This is a genomic window from Pseudoalteromonas sp. SR43-3, from assembly GCF_014163875.1.
Taxonomy (GTDB): domain Bacteria; phylum Pseudomonadota; class Gammaproteobacteria; order Enterobacterales; family Alteromonadaceae; genus Pseudoalteromonas; species Pseudoalteromonas distincta.
In genome coordinates, this window is sequence record NZ_JACJEC010000014.1 from 1 (window position 1) to 17,923 (window position 17,923).

At 39.0% G+C, this 17,923-nt stretch carries 18 protein-coding genes; all 18 read left to right on the top strand.

The annotated features are described in order from the left end of the window. The first annotated feature begins 437 nt into the window (after positions 1-437). A complete protein-coding gene (pnp, locus tag H5088_RS14585) occupies positions 438-2,564 on the top strand; it encodes a polyribonucleotide nucleotidyltransferase (RefSeq protein WP_002958491.1) in 2,127 nt (708 codons plus the stop codon). Between the two features lie 141 nt (positions 2,565-2,705). Next, positions 2,706-3,584, top strand: a complete 879-nt coding sequence (gene nlpI / locus H5088_RS14590) for a lipoprotein NlpI (RefSeq protein WP_002958493.1) — start codon at positions 2,706-2,708, stop codon at positions 3,582-3,584. Continuing rightward, positions 3,571-4,746 (top strand): hypothetical protein, encoded by a 1,176-nt coding sequence (locus tag H5088_RS14595; protein ID WP_182753511.1) that lies wholly within the window; start codon positions 3,571-3,573, stop codon positions 4,744-4,746. Before nlpI ends, H5088_RS14595 begins: the two co-directional genes overlap by 14 nt. A gap of 215 nt (positions 4,747-4,961) precedes the next feature. Then, on the top strand, positions 4,962-7,754 hold the full coding sequence (locus H5088_RS14600) for a monovalent cation/H+ antiporter subunit A (protein WP_182753452.1): 2,793 nt from the start codon (positions 4,962-4,964) through the stop codon (positions 7,752-7,754). Next, a complete protein-coding gene (locus H5088_RS14605) occupies positions 7,754-8,107 on the top strand; it encodes a Na+/H+ antiporter subunit C (protein WP_010554685.1) in 354 nt (117 codons plus the stop codon). The genes H5088_RS14600 and H5088_RS14605 overlap by 1 nt, the downstream gene beginning before the upstream one ends. Continuing rightward, positions 8,104-9,621 carry a monovalent cation/H+ antiporter subunit D gene (locus H5088_RS14610; RefSeq protein ID WP_182673884.1) on the top strand — a complete coding sequence of 506 codons (1,518 nt, stop codon included), beginning with the start codon at positions 8,104-8,106 and terminating at the stop codon, positions 9,619-9,621. The genes H5088_RS14605 and H5088_RS14610 overlap by 4 nt, the downstream gene beginning before the upstream one ends. Then, the gene (locus H5088_RS14615; RefSeq protein WP_002958499.1) at positions 9,621-10,157 is read left to right on the top strand and encodes a Na+/H+ antiporter subunit E; all 537 of its coding nucleotides are present in this window, start codon (positions 9,621-9,623) and stop codon (positions 10,155-10,157) included. Before H5088_RS14610 ends, H5088_RS14615 begins: the two co-directional genes overlap by 1 nt. Beyond that, positions 10,151-10,420: a K+/H+ antiporter subunit F gene (locus tag H5088_RS14620; RefSeq protein ID WP_007378493.1), complete on the top strand. Its 270-nt coding sequence runs from the start codon at positions 10,151-10,153 to the stop codon at positions 10,418-10,420. Before H5088_RS14615 ends, H5088_RS14620 begins: the two co-directional genes overlap by 7 nt. A 9-nt stretch (positions 10,421-10,429) precedes the next feature. Then, complete coding sequence (locus tag H5088_RS14625) at positions 10,430-10,762, top strand: Na+/H+ antiporter subunit G (RefSeq protein WP_002958501.1); 333 nt, start codon at positions 10,430-10,432, stop codon at positions 10,760-10,762. Between the two features lie 130 nt (positions 10,763-10,892). Beyond that, positions 10,893-11,390 carry a DUF2059 domain-containing protein gene (locus H5088_RS14630; RefSeq protein WP_024595964.1) on the top strand — a complete coding sequence of 166 codons (498 nt, stop codon included), beginning with the start codon at positions 10,893-10,895 and terminating at the stop codon, positions 11,388-11,390. A 508-nt stretch (positions 11,391-11,898) separates the two neighbouring features. Continuing rightward, positions 11,899-12,342 (top strand): MerR family transcriptional regulator, encoded by a 444-nt coding sequence (locus tag H5088_RS14635; RefSeq protein WP_024595963.1) that lies wholly within the window; start codon positions 11,899-11,901, stop codon positions 12,340-12,342. Continuing rightward, a complete protein-coding gene (locus tag H5088_RS14640) occupies positions 12,332-14,578 on the top strand; it encodes a heavy metal translocating P-type ATPase (protein WP_182753454.1) in 2,247 nt (748 codons plus the stop codon). The genes H5088_RS14635 and H5088_RS14640 overlap by 11 nt, the downstream gene beginning before the upstream one ends. 20 nt (positions 14,579-14,598) lie before the next feature. Beyond that, positions 14,599-14,952, top strand: coding sequence for a cupredoxin domain-containing protein (locus tag H5088_RS14645; protein WP_008134637.1), 354 nt, complete (start codon positions 14,599-14,601; stop codon positions 14,950-14,952). A 69-nt stretch (positions 14,953-15,021) separates the two neighbouring features. Next, a complete protein-coding gene (locus tag H5088_RS14650; protein WP_002958506.1) occupies positions 15,022-15,237 on the top strand; it encodes a TIGR02450 family Trp-rich protein in 216 nt (71 codons plus the stop codon). Positions 15,238-15,834: 597 nt separating this feature from the next. Then, a complete protein-coding gene (locus H5088_RS14655; RefSeq protein WP_182753456.1) occupies positions 15,835-16,047 on the top strand; it encodes a calmodulin in 213 nt (70 codons plus the stop codon). A 169-nt stretch (positions 16,048-16,216) separates the two neighbouring features. Next, a complete protein-coding gene (locus H5088_RS14660) occupies positions 16,217-16,423 on the top strand; it encodes a hypothetical protein (RefSeq protein ID WP_024597050.1) in 207 nt (68 codons plus the stop codon). Between the two features lie 80 nt (positions 16,424-16,503). Next, the gene (locus H5088_RS14665) at positions 16,504-16,719 is read left to right on the top strand and encodes an EF-hand domain-containing protein (protein ID WP_024597051.1); all 216 of its coding nucleotides are present in this window, start codon (positions 16,504-16,506) and stop codon (positions 16,717-16,719) included. Positions 16,720-16,939: 220 nt separating this feature from the next. Next, a complete protein-coding gene (locus tag H5088_RS14670) occupies positions 16,940-17,887 on the top strand; it encodes a PDC sensor domain-containing protein (protein WP_182753458.1) in 948 nt (315 codons plus the stop codon). Positions 17,888-17,923: the final 36 nt, after the last annotated feature.

The window sequence follows — 17,923 nt, forward strand, 5'->3', positions numbered from 1 at the left end:
ATGTTTAAAGTACTTATGGCAAACTGATGTCTCAGGCATAGCAGTTGTGACTTATGTGGGTTGTGGTGATTTACATAAGATCATAAATTGCTGTGCCTGTCACGTTTTGGGGATTCGTCAGCCCTGCGGGTTCATCCTAGGGGCGATTAACTCTTTGTTACTCGATTTTTACTTAGCCCACTAGGTTACAAATCTCGCGCCGTGATTAAATCGCCCCTAGATTGAACAAATTTCAATCCACAAAGATCAACACACCCTAGACTCGCATTTTGAAGTAGCTTTGGTATATACTATGCGCGTAGGTAAAAAGGTTTATCTGCAATTATTCACATCATTGCCAATTGTAGTACTTAATTGATTTCCAACTGAATACAATTATGTACTGTAATTGGTACTTTGATGACAACTTATTAGAATACATTTAAGGAATATTTTAAGTGCAAGCAATTATTAAAGAATTCAAACTAGGTCAACATACAGTGACTCTAGAAACTGGTGCAATCGCTCGTCAAGCAGACGGCGCTGTACTTGCAAGCATTGGCGACACTTCAGTTTTAGTAACTGTTGTTGGTAAGCGTGAAGCACAACCTGGTCAAGACTTTTTCCCACTAACAGTTAACTACCAAGAGCGTATGTACGCTGCTGGTCGTATCCCTGGTGGTTTCTTAAAGCGTGAAGGTCGTCCTAACGATGGCGAAACTCTTATTGCACGTCTTATTGACCGTCCAATTCGTCCACTTTTCCCAAGCGGCTTTGTAAACGAAGTACAAGTTATTGCTACTGTTGTTTCTGTTAACCCTGAAATCCAACCTGATATGGTTGCGATGATTGGTACTTCAGCAGCACTTGCTATCTCTGGTATTCCATTCAGTGGTCCAATTGGTGCATCTCGTGTTGGTTACATCAACGGCGAATACGTACTTAACCCTACATTAAAAGAGCTTGAAGAAAGCCAACTTGATTTAGTGGTAGCCGGTACTGATAAAGCGGTACTTATGGTTGAATCAGAAGCTAACGTACTTGCAGAAGACGTAATGCTTGGCGCTGTTGTATATGGTCATGAGCAATCTCAAGCGATCATTACTGCAATCGAAGAATTTAAAGCGCAAGCAGGCAAGCCTACTTGGGATTGGACTGCACCTGAGAAAAATGTTGCACTAGAAGATAAAGTAGCAACTATTGCTGCTGAAAAAGTAGGCGCAGCTTACTTAATCACTGATAAAGTAGCGCGTAAAGAAGCTCTTGGTGAAGCTAAAGATGAAGTTGTTGCAGTATTAACAGCTGAACTTGCTGAAGGCGAGTCTTTAGACAAGCAAGAAATTGGCAAAATCTTCGGTTCACTTGAGAAGAAAATCGTTCGTGGCCGTATCGCTGCTGGCGAAAAACGTATCGATGGTCGTGAACCAGATATGATTCGTGCACTAGACGTAATGACTGGCGTATTACCGCGTACTCACGGTTCTGCTATCTTTACACGTGGTGAAACTCAAGCGTTAGTAACAGCGACACTTGGTACAGAACGTGATTCACAGTTAATCGACGATTTAACTGGTACTCATAAAAACCACTTTATGCTTAACTACAACTTCCCTCCATTCTGTGTAGGTGAAACTGGTTTTGTTGGTTCTCCTAAGCGTCGTGAAATCGGCCATGGTAACCTTGCTAAGCGTGGTATTTCAGCTGTAATGCCTACACTTACTGAGTTCCCTTACTCAATCCGTGTAGTATCTGAAATTACTGAATCAAACGGTTCTTCTTCAATGGCGTCTGTTTGTGGTACTTCTCTAGCACTTATGAACGCGGGTGTACCAATTAAAGCATCTGTTGCCGGTATTGCGATGGGTCTAGTTAAAGAAGACGATAAATTCGTTGTTCTTTCTGACATTTTAGGTGATGAAGATCACTTAGGTGACATGGACTTTAAAGTTGCCGGTACTGCTGCGGGTATTACTGCACTTCAAATGGATATTAAAATCGAAGGTATCACTCAAGAAATCATGCAAATTGCGCTTAAACAAGCAAAAGCTGCACGTTTACATATCTTAGAAGTGATGGATGAAGCGATTTCTGCTCCTTCTGAAGAGCTATCAATGTTTGCTCCTCGCATATACACAATGAAAATCCCACAGAAGAAAATCGCTGAAGTTATTGGTAAAGGTGGCGCAACTATTCGTCAGCTTACTGAAGAAACTGGTACCACGATTGAAATCGGTGACGACGGTACAATTAAAATTGCCGCTACAGATGGCGAAAGTGCAGCTAATGCAATTAGCCGTATTGAGCAATTAACAGCTGAACTTGAAGTAGGTACTATCTACGAAGGTAAAGTTGTACGTATCGTAGACTTCGGTGCGTTTGTAAACATTCTTCCTGGTAAAGATGGTCTAGTACACATTTCTCAAATTAGTACTGAGCGCGTTAATAACGTGGCTGATCACCTTTCTGAAGGTCAAGAAGTTAAAGTTAAAGTACTAGAAGTAGATCGCCAAGGCCGTGTACGTCTAAGTATTAAAGAAGCAATGGAATCAGCAGCACCTGCAGCTGACGCGCCAACTGACGCGTAATTGCTAACTTATTAATCTAGTTATATTAGCTAGATAGTAAAAAAGGGGCTGTTTAGCCCCTTTTTTTATGCTTTAATGAAACCTTATTGGACAAGGTCTGTCTTATATTAATCGCGATATATCTTGGTATTAAGGATTTTAATGATACTCAAACATTTAGCTTTGGCATCTTTTGCTATTTTGTCTTTAAGCGCTTGCCAAACTACAACAGAATCAGAACCAACCCCGATTGTTAATGTGCCATTTACTGCACCTTTAGCTTCTGACTTTAGAAGTGAAATTGCTATTGCACGCTACTCAGAGCTATTAAATAGAGCCGACTTAAGCGAAGAACAACAAGCTAAGCTTTATTACGACCGTGGTGTACTTTTTGATAGTCTAGGTATGACAACTCTTTCGCGTATTGATTTTAATCGCGCAGTAAAGCTTAAGCCTGATTTAGCTGAAGTGTATAATTTTTTAGGTATTCAACATACGCTTATGCAGCAGTATGAAAAAGCCTATGAGTTTTTCGATTCTGCCCTAGAACTTGATGAAGAGCATGAATACGCCTATTTAAATCGTGGTATCGCACTGTATTACGGCGACAGAGCAGGCCTTGCTAAAAATGATTTTAATGAATTTTTAGCTCGCTCTCCAAAAGATCCGTACCGAGTTTTATGGGTTTATTTAGCACAAGCACAAGAGGATAAAGCCGTTGCGCTTGATGCACTTAAACAAAATGCCACTGCGCTTGATGAATCACAATGGGCGTACCAGTTAATTTCTCTTTATACGGGGGATATGAGTGAACATGCATTTTTATCTGGCATTAGTGATGGTGTTAGAACTGAGCAAGAATATGCGCAGCGTTTATGCGAAGCTTATTTTTATTTAGCTAAAATGCATCAAGCAGCAGGTGAGCTGTATTTAGCATCAGACTACTTTAGGCTTGCGCTAGCAACTAATGTACACGAGTTTATTGAGTACAAATATGCGCGTTTAGAGCTTGAGTTGATGCAAGGTGTTGACGCAAGTTAAGCGTTTTAAATTAATAGGTGTATTACTATGTTGTTTGTTAATTACAGGCTCGAGTAATCACCTAGGCGCTATTGGCTTTTGGCATGTTTTAAACGCAAAAGCTAATGTGCTACAAAGTTATTGGAAATCACCTGGTTATTTTTCTGATCACTTAGAGCAGTTACCAAATACTTCTTTAGCTATACTCGCCCGCAGTAAAATTTCTTCAGCCCAATATATGTATTCTCTTAAGCTTATTAAAAACAGTCAGAGCGATACTGCAAAACAATTTTGGCTCTCCGCTATAAATGACTTAACAATCCCAGAGCGTAAAATATTAGCAACAAAGTTACTTGAGCACTCACGTTGGAGCGATTTAAAGTTACTCGCTAGTAAAAACAAATTACCAGCAGGGGATGTGCTAAATCATCTAAAGCTTCAGTTAAAAACACCACAGAGTAAAGTATCTAGTGAGTTTATCCACGCTCTCGGTTTTTCATCTTTAATAAATATAAGTAAACCTAATAAGCAATGTATGTTTAACGTGCTGACTATGAGCGATCATCGTAGTGGCTTATATAAACTTACCGAGTTTATTAATGCTTATAATAAACAGCCAGAGCCCCGTGAAAATATTTTTTGCTTTTCAAAACCAGTTTACGTTGCAGGTATGCTTGAGTGTAAAAGTAGCACTAATCAAATAGCAAAGTGTGACTGGCAATCAGCTAAACTCAATAACCAGCTTCCTAACAATTTTGATTTTATAGTAATGATGCCAAAAGATGGAACGGCTAATGTTACTAAAGGAACAATGCTAATAAACTCAAAAGCAAAATACAGTGTGTTTTTGCATGAGTTGATGCATTTTAACGGTTTTGAAGATGAATATGCTTTGCCTAAAACTAAACAAGCATGGTTGTGTGCAAAAACGGGTTTTGTGGCACCTAATTTATTTATTTCTCATGATGAGTCGCCCCCAATAGGCTGGCATAAAGCAAAGAGTTGCCAGATAGGTGGTGTTGCATATAAACCTAGTGAAAATTGGTCTATTATGCAATATCAGCAGTTAGGGCTCTCGGCGCAGTATAGAGAGATTTGGTTTAAGCATTTAGATATGACCAATGGTAATTCTTATCGCCACTCCAGCGCGCTTACATTTGCAAATAAGGCCATATTAAATTAACAATTATCAGTATTAATTAATTGTTTTTGTAGGCTTAATAAATTGTTAGTACATGTTTAAAAAACACCCATACAGAACCGCTTTTTATAGACAAAATCAGTGTTTTTCAGTATAACTATAGTCATTAATGTCGTTTAAAAACAGGCAGTAAAAGCATCCCTTCGTATTAAAAAGAGATGCCCTGATAAACTTATGATTATAAAAGGCCCTACATTATGACTTTGCTCTGGATACCCTTGTTATCCTTAATTGGCAGTGTTATTTCTGCATGCACAGGTAAGTTATCCCGCAATTTAAGCACTAGTTTAACGGCTCTTGCGCCTCTAACGGCTTTGGGAATAACTTTATACCATGCACCTGCAGTTTTAGCGGGCGAAACCATTCGTTACTCTTTCGCTTGGATCCCGTCAATAGGGCTCGACCTATCTCTGCGGTTAGACGGCCTCAGTTTATTGTTTATGTTTATGATTTTAGGCATAGGCTTGCTCGTTATCCTCTACACGCGTTACTACCTAAGCGCTAATGACTCAATGGCTAAGCTATATAGTTACTTAATGCTATTTATGACTGCAATGCTTGGTATTGTTATGTCTAACAACGTCATTCAACTGTGGTTGTTTTGGGAATTAACGAGCATCAGCTCATTTTTATTAATTAGTTTTTGGTGGCATAAGTCTGAAGCGCGAAAGGGTGCTCGTATGGCACTTGCTGTAACAGGTGCGGGCGGCTTAGCGTTACTTGCAGGCTTAATGCTATTAGGTGATATTGTTGGTAGTTATAACCTAGATGTTATCCTAGCGAGTAAAGCAATAATTCAATCTCACGATTTATACGAAGTAGCATTAGTATTGGTGCTATTGGGTGCGTTTACTAAATCGGCACAATTTCCATTTCATTTTTGGCTTCCTCATGCAATGGCAGCGCCTACGCCAGTGAGCGCGTATTTACATTCTGCAACCATGGTAAAAGCCGGTATATTTTTGTTAGCACGTTTTCATCCGGCTTTAGCTGGCACCGATACGTGGTTCCTGCTTGTTGGGTTAACAGGTTTAGCTACGCTGTTGTTTGGTGCTTATATAGCATTATTCAAACACGATTTAAAAGGATTGTTAGCCTACTCAACAATAAGCCATCTGGGTTTAATAACGCTATTACTCGGGCTTGATACTGAGCTTGCGACTGTTGCTGCTATATTTCATATAATTAACCATGCAACGTTTAAAGCGTCGTTATTTATGGCCGTTGGTATTATCGATCATGAAACAGGCACGCGCGATATGCGTAAATTAAATGGTATGTGGCGATACTTACCATACACTGCAACGCTTGCAATGGTCGCGGCGGCTGCAATGGCAGGGGTTCCATTGCTTAATGGTTTCTTGTCTAAAGAGATGTTTTTTGCAGAAACGCTGCATCAGCAAGTGCTTGGTTCTATGTCGTGGTTAATTCCAGTACTGGCAACGGTTGCAGGTGCATTAGCTGTTGCGTACTCCGCTCGCTTTATTCATGACGTGTTCTTTAATGGTGAACCAATTGATTTACCTCGCACGCCGCACGAACCGCCACGTTATATGCGTGTACCAATAGAAATATTAGTTGTGATTTGTTTACTAGTGGGTATGTTCCCACACTTTACAATTGATGGCATTTTATCTGCGGCGTCTTTAGCTGTACTTGGAAAAGAAATGCCAGTTTACGAATTGGCTATTTGGCACGGGTTTAACTTGCCTCTATTAATGAGTGCAATGGCGATTGCTGGCGGTTTATTTATTTATATTAATCGTAAATATCTATTTCAGTTTCAAGCGTCATTACCACCTTTAAATGCTAAAAAAACCTTTGAACGTGTAATTTTAAGTGTTGTTGCTTGGTGTCAGTCAAAGGTAAGCAGTATCGAAAATGGATCGCTGCAGCGCTACCTAGTAATTATGTTAGCGATAGTCTTACTGTGTGCCGGTTGGCCATTATTTGAAATGCAACAACTTGCTGGCAGCATGCCACTTACCCCTGTTGATGTGCACAATGCAATTGGTGCGGGCTTATTGATTATTGGTGCTCTTGCTACCGTTATTTGGCATCGCTCTCGAATGGTATCGTTGTTAATGCTCTCAATCGTAGGGTTAATGGTATCGGTTGTATTCACACGCTTTTCTGCTCCTGATTTAGCACTTACACAGTTAACTGTTGAGGTTGTTACTATTATTTTACTTATGCTGGCATTGTTTTTCTTGCCCCAGCATACGCCAAAAGAATCAAGTTCATTACGCGTACTTCGAGATTTAGGAATTGCCTCTACGTTAGGTGTAGTTATAGCGAGTATCTGTTATGCATTACTTACACGTCCATTAGATTCAATCTCAGACTTCTTTATTGCTAACGCTAAAATTGGTGGCGGTGGTACTAATGTAGTTAACGTTATTTTAGTCGACTTTAGGGGCTTTGATACGCTTGGTGAAATTACCGTATTAGGCATTGCCGCATTAGGTATATTTAAAGTACTTTCTCGAATCCCATTATTTATGCCAGCAAGTGACAGCGAAGGGCGCCCATGGGCACGAGAGCGCCATCCAATCTTACTGGCGAGTATTTCACAAAGTTTATTACCGCTTGCGTTATTGGTTTCTGCATATATTTTCTTACGCGGACATAACTTACCTGGCGGTGGCTTTATTGCTGGACTGGTAACGTCAATCGCGTTTATTTTGCAATACATGGCGCATGGTACAGCATGGATAAACGGACGTTTTGATGTTAATTATCGTAAAATCATAGCTTCAGGCATTGGTATTTCACTGTTCACTGGTGTGGGTAGCTGGTTCTTTGATAAGCCATTTTTAACAACTTGGTTTGACTACTTTGATATTCCGTTTGTCGGTAAAACAGAGCTTGCCAGCGCGATTGCATTTGACCTAGGTGTTTACTTAACGGTTGTAGGCGCTACGCTAATGATTTTGGCAAGCCTAGGTAATATGACGGCAGATACCCAGAAAAAAGAGGTAAATATTTAATGGAATTATTGTACGCATCTTGCGTTGGAGTATTGGTCAGTTGCGGTGTGTTTTTACTGCTAAGAGCTCGTACGTTCCCTGTAGTACTTGGGCTTACTATGATTTCATATGCTGTTAACTTATTTTTGTTTTCAGCAGGTCGTCTTACTATTAATAAAGCGGTAGTGCTTGGTACTGGTACAGAATACGCCGATCCTCTACCTCAAGCTTTAGTGCTTACAGCTATTGTTATTGGTTTTGCGATGACTGCATTCGTGGTTATTTTGGCAATACGTGGACGCGCCGATTTAGGTAGCGACCATGTTGATGGTTATGTGCCCAACACCTCTGCAGATAATAAGGAGCAAAAATGATCCAACATTTAGCTTCGCTCCCTATTTTATTACCTATGCTGACGGCCGTTATTTTATTACTGCCACCATGTGGTAAAAGCGTTAAAATTCGCCGCTTAGTTTCAATTGTAATGGCAATAGCTACTTTTGCCATTAGTGTGCTTTTACTTGTACATGTTAATAATACGGGTATTAACGTTTACGCTATTGGTAATTGGTCTGCACCATTTGGAATAGTCTTAGTAGCCGATATGTTGTCTACCTTACTGGTTACGTTAACTTCATTTTTAGGTTTGGGCGCTATTTTATATGGTAGTGCTGGCGATGATGAAAAAGGCAGCTTTTATCACCCACTTGTTCACTTTTTGATATTAGGTGTAAATGGCGCGTTTTTAACTGGCGATTTATTTAACCTATTTGTATTTTTTGAAGTGCTACTGATTGCATCATATGCACTGTTAATGCACGCAGGTGATAAACAAAATACTCGCGCGGCATTGCAATATGTAATATTGAATTTAGTTGGCTCAAGTGTATTTTTAATCGGTTTGGGGATTTTGTACGGTGTGCTTGGTACGCTTAATATTGCAGATATGACGCAAAAGGTATCACTACTTACAGGTGATGATGTATATCTAGCAAAAGCAGGCGGCTTACTACTATTAATAGTATTTGCTTTAAAAGGCGCACTATTACCTCTGCATTTATGGCTTCCAAATACTTACGCAAGTGCTAAACCTGTGGTTGCTGCATTGTTTGCGATTATGACTAAAGTAGGCGTTTACGCTATGCTTCGTGTTTATACGGTGATATTTGGTGAACAAGCCGGAGCGCTTGAACACATGGCGCAGCCTTGGCTTTGGGGCTTAGCAATTGCGACCATTATAGTAGGTGCAATTGGTGTGATGGCAGCGCAAGACTTACGTAAACTCACCTCTAACTTAGTATTAGTATCGGTAGGTACGCTGGTTGCGCTAATAGCATTGCAAAATGTAAATGCCACTGCTGCACTTTTATATTATTTAGTGCATTCAACACTTGTTAGTGCCGCACTATTTTTACTAGCAGACTTAGTTTCAATCCAGCGCGGTAAAGTTGGCGATAGACTAGTAGCAGGTCGCTCTGTAAAACAGCCATTTTTATTAGGTGTGTGCTTTATTATTGCGTCTTTAACGGTAGTTGGTATGCCACCACTGTCAGGCTTTGTAGGTAAAATTTGGATACTTAAAGCGACATTAAACAGTGAGCAAGCTTTACTATTTTGGCCAGTATATTTAGTAACAAGTTTTGCGTTGTTAGTAGCGCTTTCGCGCGCTGGCACAACTTTGTTCTGGGAGCATAGAAGCAAAAATAGCGAAAATGCCGATTGTGCAAGTGCACACCCGTTGCAGGTAACTGTAATTATAGCTTTACTTGCATGTTCGCCATTGCTCGTTATTTTGGGCGGGCCAATAAGTGAATATATGCTAAATGCTGCTACTCAGTTACATGATCTAAGCGGCGGTATTAATGCTGTACTTAAAGGAGGCATGTGATGAGATTACAAGCCCGTTTTCGTTGGTTACCAACGCCATTTCGTAGCTTATTTTTGTTTATGGTTTGGTTATTGTTAAACAATAGCGTATCGGTAGGGCACTTAGTATTAGCGACTATTTTTGCGATACTTATCCCTATATTAAGTTTTTCGTTTCGAGACCCTCAGCCACTGATTTTAAAGCCAGGCTTGGCGCTTAAACAGTTACTTATAGTGCTGTACGATATTGTTGTTGCAAATTTACAAGTGGCTTTACTTATACTTGGACCATCAAAAAAATTGCGTCCGGCCTTTATAAAAGTTCCTATAGATTTAACACACGACATGCCAATTACTATATTGGCTAGTTGTGTATCGCTTACACCTGGTACTGTGAGTGCAGAGGTTTATCCAATTGCTGAGTCGTTACCTGAAGGTGAAGAGCCAACGCAACGCTACTTATTAATACATGTGCTTGACCTTAAAGATGAAGAAGCACTTATCAAACAAATAAAACAACGCTACGAAGCTCCACTAAAGGAGATATTTCAATGTTAGATACTGTATTACTCATTGTTTTTTCGATGATTGGCTTATCATTATTGCTTAATTTATGGCGATTGATCATCGGTCCGTCAGTGCCTGACCGTGTTTTAGCGCTCGATACTATGTACATTAACGTCATCGCACTGATTATTTTATACAGCATTAGTATGGATACAGGGCTTTATTTTGAAGCTGCACTGCTTATTGCCATGCTAGGTTTTATAAGTACGGTTGCAGTGTGTAAGTATTTACTACGTGGCGATATAATTGAATAAGGTGAAAACATGATCAGCGAATGGGTTGTATCAATATTATTGTTATTTGGTGGTACGTTTATTTTAATTGGCTCAATAGGTTTAATTAAACTACCTGACTTTTTTATGCGTTTACATGGACCAACTAAAGCAACTACCTTGGGCATGGCGAGTATGTTAATTGCGGCTATGGTTTATTTTGCAAGTTCAGAGCATGGCCTAAGTGTTAAAGAAATACTCATTACTATATTTTTACTAATTACAGCACCGATTAGTGGTTACATGCTAATAAAGTCAGCTATTCATCATAAGCTAAAAGCCAAAGAAGGCACTAAAGGCCTAGATAATGTAGAAGACGACTAACGCAAAAAGTAATTTATAAAAGGCCTAATAAATTCATTTTATTCGGCCTTTTTAATGATTGCTTGTACCCTTTACAATACAAACTATTCATGTGACTATAAATTCATTATTTATATGAAAGGATATTATTATGGGTAAGGTACTACTTTTATCATTGCTAATTTTTTCTAGTAGTTTATATGCTGAACAAAATACTAAGCAGCAAAAAATAGATGAACTCATTAGTGTAATGAATTTAGATTCAATGGTTGATTCTATGTACGGCCAGGTTGAAGGTATGATGAAAGGCATGTCAGACCAAATGGGTGTTAAGCCTTCTGAGCAAGCAATTTTTGATAAGTACTACGGCGACATGACGACGGTATTAAAAACTGAGATGAGTTGGGCTAAAATGCAGCCAATGATGGTCAATGTATACGACAAGCATTTTAGTGAGCAAGAAATTGCCGATATGTTAGCATTTTATAAAACAGATACAGGGCAAAAAATACTCGAAAAAATGCCTGTTGTAATGCAAGAGTCTATGCAAATGTCACAAAGCTTAATGAAAGATGCTATGCCTAAAATACAAACTTTGGCGCAGCAACTAAGCGACGAATTAGAGCAAAGCCGTAGCGAATCAAACTAGGGCAGCGCATGTTTGGTATTTATGCTGCGTTATCGCCTGTTTATGGGGGATAACCACACAACATAGGCTCTGCCTTGCCTAAAGACCAAACAGTCTGCATAAATTAAATCACCAATGATCAACACGCTCTTAGATTAATACGCGCCTTACTTAGGCGCTTCTCTGCTAAATTACATCCCCTTCAGATAATACACGGCCAATATCAGCTTAAGTTAATTATGTTTGTGTCATTATGCCAATGAGCAACAATACTTAATCAATTTGAGGGATTAAGTACGGCGCTAACTGCATAAAACATTTTTTATATACGACTGCATGAATGCAGGGGCAATTAATAATAACAACTAAATAACGAAACCTTTGCCTTGTTATCCACTCGATTTATTGTCTTAAATAGAGCACTTAATTAAGCCAATTAGTATTATTTTGTTAGTTTTAAAATAGCCATTGACCTATGTGTTGCACCTAGGTTTATTATGAAGCTATTGAAACACGACGGAGTTAAATTATGTATGTTAAACAACTCGCCAAGTTAATGGGCGTGACTGCAGATACTGTTCGTCATTACACACGAATTGGGTTACTTCATCCAATACGCAGTGAAGAAAATGGTTATCAAGAATATACAAAGCAAGACCAGCAGCGTTTAAAGTTTATTATTAGCTCTCGTCAACTTGGTTTTTCTCTCAAAGATATTCAACACATTATAGGCGAGTCTGAGCAGGGGAATTGTCCTTGTCCGTTAACGCGTAAACTCATTACTAAACGCCTAGAAGAAACCGAAGCACTATTTCAAGAAACATTAAAATTACGAAATAGAATGCATGCAGCTCTGGCGCAATGGGATACATCAGCCGATGGTGCAAATGCCAGTGACGTGTGTAGTTTAATAGAATCTTTTGTTGATCCAATAAACGATTCTGCAAATAAGGAGCAGCGTAATGACGACTAATACAAAAGACACCGCGCAAAACTTTATTATTGAAGGCGCTAATTGCGGCAGTTGTGTGGCTAAAATTGAAAAAGCCCTTAATAGCGTGCAAGGTGCGCAAAATGTAGAAATGAACTTTGCACAGCGTACAGTACGTGTAGAAGGTAAAGCCAGCGAAAGCACGCTTATTAAAGCAGTCGAAAACATTGGTTATTCAGCTAAGCCAATGAGTAACGAGTCTGATCAAGATGCACTTGATGAAAAAGCAAAATCGGACGAGGCACATTACAAAAAGCTAATGCGTAATATGATATTAGCGTTAGGGGTCGGTGCACCGTTAATGATATACGGGCTTATTTTTGATATGAGTGTGACCACCGACACACAACGAATAGCCTGGTTTTTAGTGGGTATAGTCACGCTTGTGGTTATGGCTATATCAGGTAAACAATTTTACAACGGTGCATGGCAGGCATTCAAAAACCATGCTGCCAATATGGATACATTAATAGCGCTTGGTACAGGTACTGCGTGGTTGTATTCAATGTTTGTGGTAATAGCACCAAACTTATTACCACAAGTCGCAAGGCACGTATATTTTGAAGCATCATCGATGATCATCGGTTTAATTAGTTTAGGGCTCGCTTTTGAAGTAAAAGCACGTGGGCGCACCTCACAAGCAATTAAACGCTTAATTGGCCTGCAACCAAAAACTGCACGCGTTATTCGCGATGGTCAAGATCAAGACATCGACATTAGTGATGTTGTAAAAAATGATGAAGTACGCGTACGCCCGGGTGAAAAAATCCCTGTGGATGGCGATGTTATTGAAGGCAGCAGTACGGTTGATGAGTCAATGCTTACTGGTGAGCCAATGGCTGTAAGCAAAAAAACGGGCGACAAAGTCGTTGCCGGAAGTATTAATAAAAGTGGCACTTTATTATTTAAAGCCACGCACATTGGTAGCGAAACCACACTTGCCAATATTATCAATATGGTAAAGCGTGCACAAAACTCAAAGCCATCAATAGGGCGCTTAGCTGATGTTATATCAGGAATATTTGTACCAACAGTCATGATTATTGCGGTGCTTGCAGGCCTTGCATGGTTAAACTTTGGACCTGAGCCATCAATTGCTTATGCCGTTGTTGCGGTTACCACTGTACTTATTATTGCTTGTCCTTGTGCGCTAGGACTCGCAACCCCTATGTCGGTTATGGTGGGTATTGGTAAAGCTGCAGAGTCAGGAATATTAATTCGAAATGGTGAGTCGCTGCAAACAACATCTAAAATCACCACCATGATTTTAGATAAAACAGGCACTATTACTCAAGGCACACCGCAAGTTACCGATGTAGTTACCTTTAATAACAGTGATGAAAATACAGTAATGCAACTTGTTGCAAGCCTTGAAAGTAGCTCAGAGCATCCACTAGCCCAAGCAATTACGGCACACGCTAAAAAGCAGGGCTTAGCTTTAAGTAAAGTAGCCGACTTTAATGCAATTACAGGTAAAGGTGTCACTGGCAGTGTTGACGGGCAAACATTGTTGTTTGGCAATAAAGCGCTAATGGATAAATACAACGTGGCCGTTGATGATGCAATCGAGCAAGCTCAAACACTTGCCAGTGATGCTAAAACGCCCATGTATTTTGCAAGTAATAATAAGCTCCACGCTATTATTGCAGTAGCCGATCCAATTAAAGAGGACTCAGTTGAAGCTATTAAACGCCTGCAAGATAAAGGTATCCACCTAGTTATGCTAACAGGTGACAACAAAGCCACTGCACAAGCCGTTGCTAAACAAGTTGGTATTGATGACTTTATTGCAGAAGTAATGCCCGATGATAAAGTAAACGAAGTAACAAAACGCCAAGCAAATGGTGAAATAGTGGGTATGACAGGTGATGGTATTAACGATGCTCCCGCACTTGCACAAGCCGACGTAGGATTTGCAATTGGTACAGGTACCGATGTTGCAATAGAAAGTGCAGACATTACCTTAATGCGTGGTTCATTACATGGCCTTGCTGATGCAATTGCAGTGAGTAATGCAACTATTTCAAATATTAAACAAAACCTATTTGGTGCCTTTATTTATAACGTGGCGGGTATTCCGATTGCAGCCGGCGTGTTGTATCCATTTTTTGGCATCCTACTTAACCCTGTTGTTGCAGGTGCAGCTATGGCACTTTCATCGCTTACAGTGGTAAGTAACGCTAATCGCTTACGTTTTTTCAAACCAAATAAATCGTAATTTAAGCTAAGGAGTACATTATGTTGATGATTAATATAGGTGGTGCACTGTTAATAGCTGCAATTATTTATTGGTTTTGGCTATACAAACCAGAGCAAACACAAAGTGATGACAACAAAGAAACGATAGTCGTTGATAACGGTGTTTATAAGCCAGGACACATTAAAGTGGCAGCCAACAAAGAGGTTGTACTTACCTTTGATAGAAAAGACAGCGCGCCGTGCGCCGAAACAGTGGTATTTCCACAGCTTGATATAAGTAAAACGCTGGCAATGGGTGATGGCAATACGGTTAAACTACCTGCGCTTGAAGCCGGTGAATACGACTTTCATTGCCAAATGCAAATGTACAAAGGCAAGCTAGTTGCAGAGTAGTCTGAACTAAGTAGGTGTTGGGGTCGTATAGTTGCCTATATAAGCTATGAGTAGGAGTGGTTACATTAAATGAATAAACTAAACCCTAAAAAATTATTGAATAGTAAATGGACCGCAACACCTGCTATAAATAAAGAAAAACACTTCATTATTGTTGAGGTGGAATTTGATGAAGACGGCAATGTAATTGAATGTATTACTGAGGCTGTTATGTCAAAAAATCAATATCCAATTAGTTGGCGAGATTTAAAAGATAACCAAAAGTGGCTGCAAGGGTGGAAGTAGTTGAAATCTACATAATTTACCTCACTCCAATAGCTGGCACGCGATGTAGGTTTGCTTAATTTAAGCAAACCTACATTTTACAGCGCATTAAACTATGAGTTGAATGCTACAACTTAGCTTTAGCATTGAAACCTTCCTAGATAAATTCGCCATTTGGCAACAAAACAGTTAATTTCAAAATATCTTTCCAAAATTTTTATAATAAATTTCAAAAACAATATAACTTACTGATTATAAATAAATTAATTATTTAATAGCCGCAAATAAATCCTATGTAATTTCCATGTTCATATTCAGTTTATTTTGAAGGCTAACCTAAACGCCCCCTTATTGGCTTTTTAGCAAAAGTGTGTCTTTTTAATTAAACTTAACCAATTGATTTATAGTGGTTTATTGTTTTTAGTTAAATGGCTGTTGCTAAATAGCAACAATAACACCTCCCCAAATTAAGCTTTTCTCGCTTTATATCATTTAACTCATTGTTTTTAAATAATAAATAAAAAGTGGCACCGAAGTTGTAATACCTAGAGTGTATTAAGCAAAACGTGATGAAAGCCAAAGGCCTTAATCGCAACAACCCAATGAAGGAATACTATTATGAAAAAATTTCAATCAACATTAGTACTAATGGCGCTAGCTTCTTCATCAGCGGCTTTTGCAGCAACAGATTTTGATACGCTAGACGTAGATGGTAATGGCGCAATCAGCCAAGCCGAAGCCTCAGTAGATGCTGAGCTTTTAAGCAAGTTTGAAGAACTCGATACTAACCAAGATGGTGAGCTATCTGAAGATGAGTTTTCTAAGGCCTAAAATTAAAGCCTTAAGCAGTTAATGCTCTGTGATGTTATCTAAATTCTGAGTTGCCAAAGACAACCTAAGTAGGCAAGGGAGCCTACTAAAAAGAATAACCAGGAAGTGACTAGAGAGCACTATAGAGCAAATTTATTTAGGACACCGCATACTTTTGAAGGATTAAATTATGAAAAAGCTACAATCAACATTTGTACTTATGGCTATTGTTTCTTCGTCAGTAGTATTTGCAAGCACAGACTTTGAAACACGCGATGCAGACGACAACGCTTCAATTAGTCGCTCTGAAGAATCGGCGCAAGTGATAGAGCAATTTGACGAGCTGAATGTTCAAAGTAGCGGTGGTCCGACAGAAAATGATTTTTTTGAATATTAATTTATAGACACTTTACTCCTAAAGGATCTTTGAAAAGGACTTCTTACCCCTAATCAGGCCCAAAGCCTAAGGAAACGATTATGAAAACATTACATAAAACTCTAGCTCTTGTAGCCCTAGCTTCTTCTTCAGCGGCGTTTGCTGCGGTAGATTTTGATTCTTTTGATACAGATGGCGACGGCGTAATTAGCAAAACAGAAGCCCAAGTAAATTCGCAACTAGTACAGCTTTTTGATCAATTAGATACAGATGGAAATGGCGAGTTATCTAAAGAAGAGTTTTCGAAGGTTCAGTAATAAGCTCTATGTAGAACCTTACCAGTCATACTCACAAAGCAGCTAAGTAATTAATACTTAGCTGCTTTTTTGTGCATTTAATTTAATATATTACTATTTAGTCACCAAAGTAGTGCAAAGCTTGAGTTTGAATAGTGTCAAGTTACTGATTGTTAAGTTATTTTATTGTTGGTTTTAAACTTGCAAATCTATTTATAACTTAGGTTAATGAGTATTTAAAATGGCGCGAATGAGTTATATCAGTAGTGTTGAGCGCTACCACGAATATGAGCATGTAATACACAGTTTACTTGAATCTATTTTAATGAGTATTGAGGACGGATTAACTAAAGAGCGTGATACCCGCTATCTGATTAAGCAGTACCCATTTTTAGAATTACTATATTGTTTAAATGCAGAAGGTTTGCAGCAGGGTAATAACGTCTGCTTTAAACGCGCATACAGCAAAAAATTAGGTGAAAGTGGTAATCAACAAGATTTAAGTGAGCGACCCTATTTTTTGAACGCTAAAGCAAGTGATAAAGTGTGCTTTACTGATCCCTATATTTCTATAGCGACTAACCATTTATGTATATCGGCGATTAAAGAGCTAAAAAAACCAATTAATAATCAACATTACTTGGTTGTTGATGTGAGCTTAACGCAGCTTATTGAGTTTGTAATGGGTGATACTGCGCGCGCTAATATGTCGCCTTACTTCAAGGCGGGTTACGGTATTATTGTGGCGTGCTTATTTTGCTTAGTATTATTTTTACTAAATATCGTTTTTAGTGATATATACGCTCTATTAACTCATGTAGATACCTCATCAGACCCACTTGAACCCTTTAGCATCATTATTTACATCACCCTAGCATTAGCAGTATTCGATTTAGGTAAAACAATACTCGAAGAAGAAATCCTGATGCATAAGGATATTTTTAGGCACTCGTCTACGCGGCGCACTATTACACGGTTTATCTCTACTGTGTTGATTGCTATATCAATTGAGGCGCTGTTAACTATGTTTAAAGCGGCGTTGGGGCAATCGGAATATTTAATGCCTGCCATAGCGATGATGCTGGCAGTGGTAGGGCTTTTAATTGCACTGGCTATTTATGTTTATTTAGGGGCAAAGGCCGAAACGCTATTAATGCGCGCTCGTTTAAAACAAAAATCCTCCAAGTAGGAGGATTTTTATATTACATAACTATTTAATAGCTAT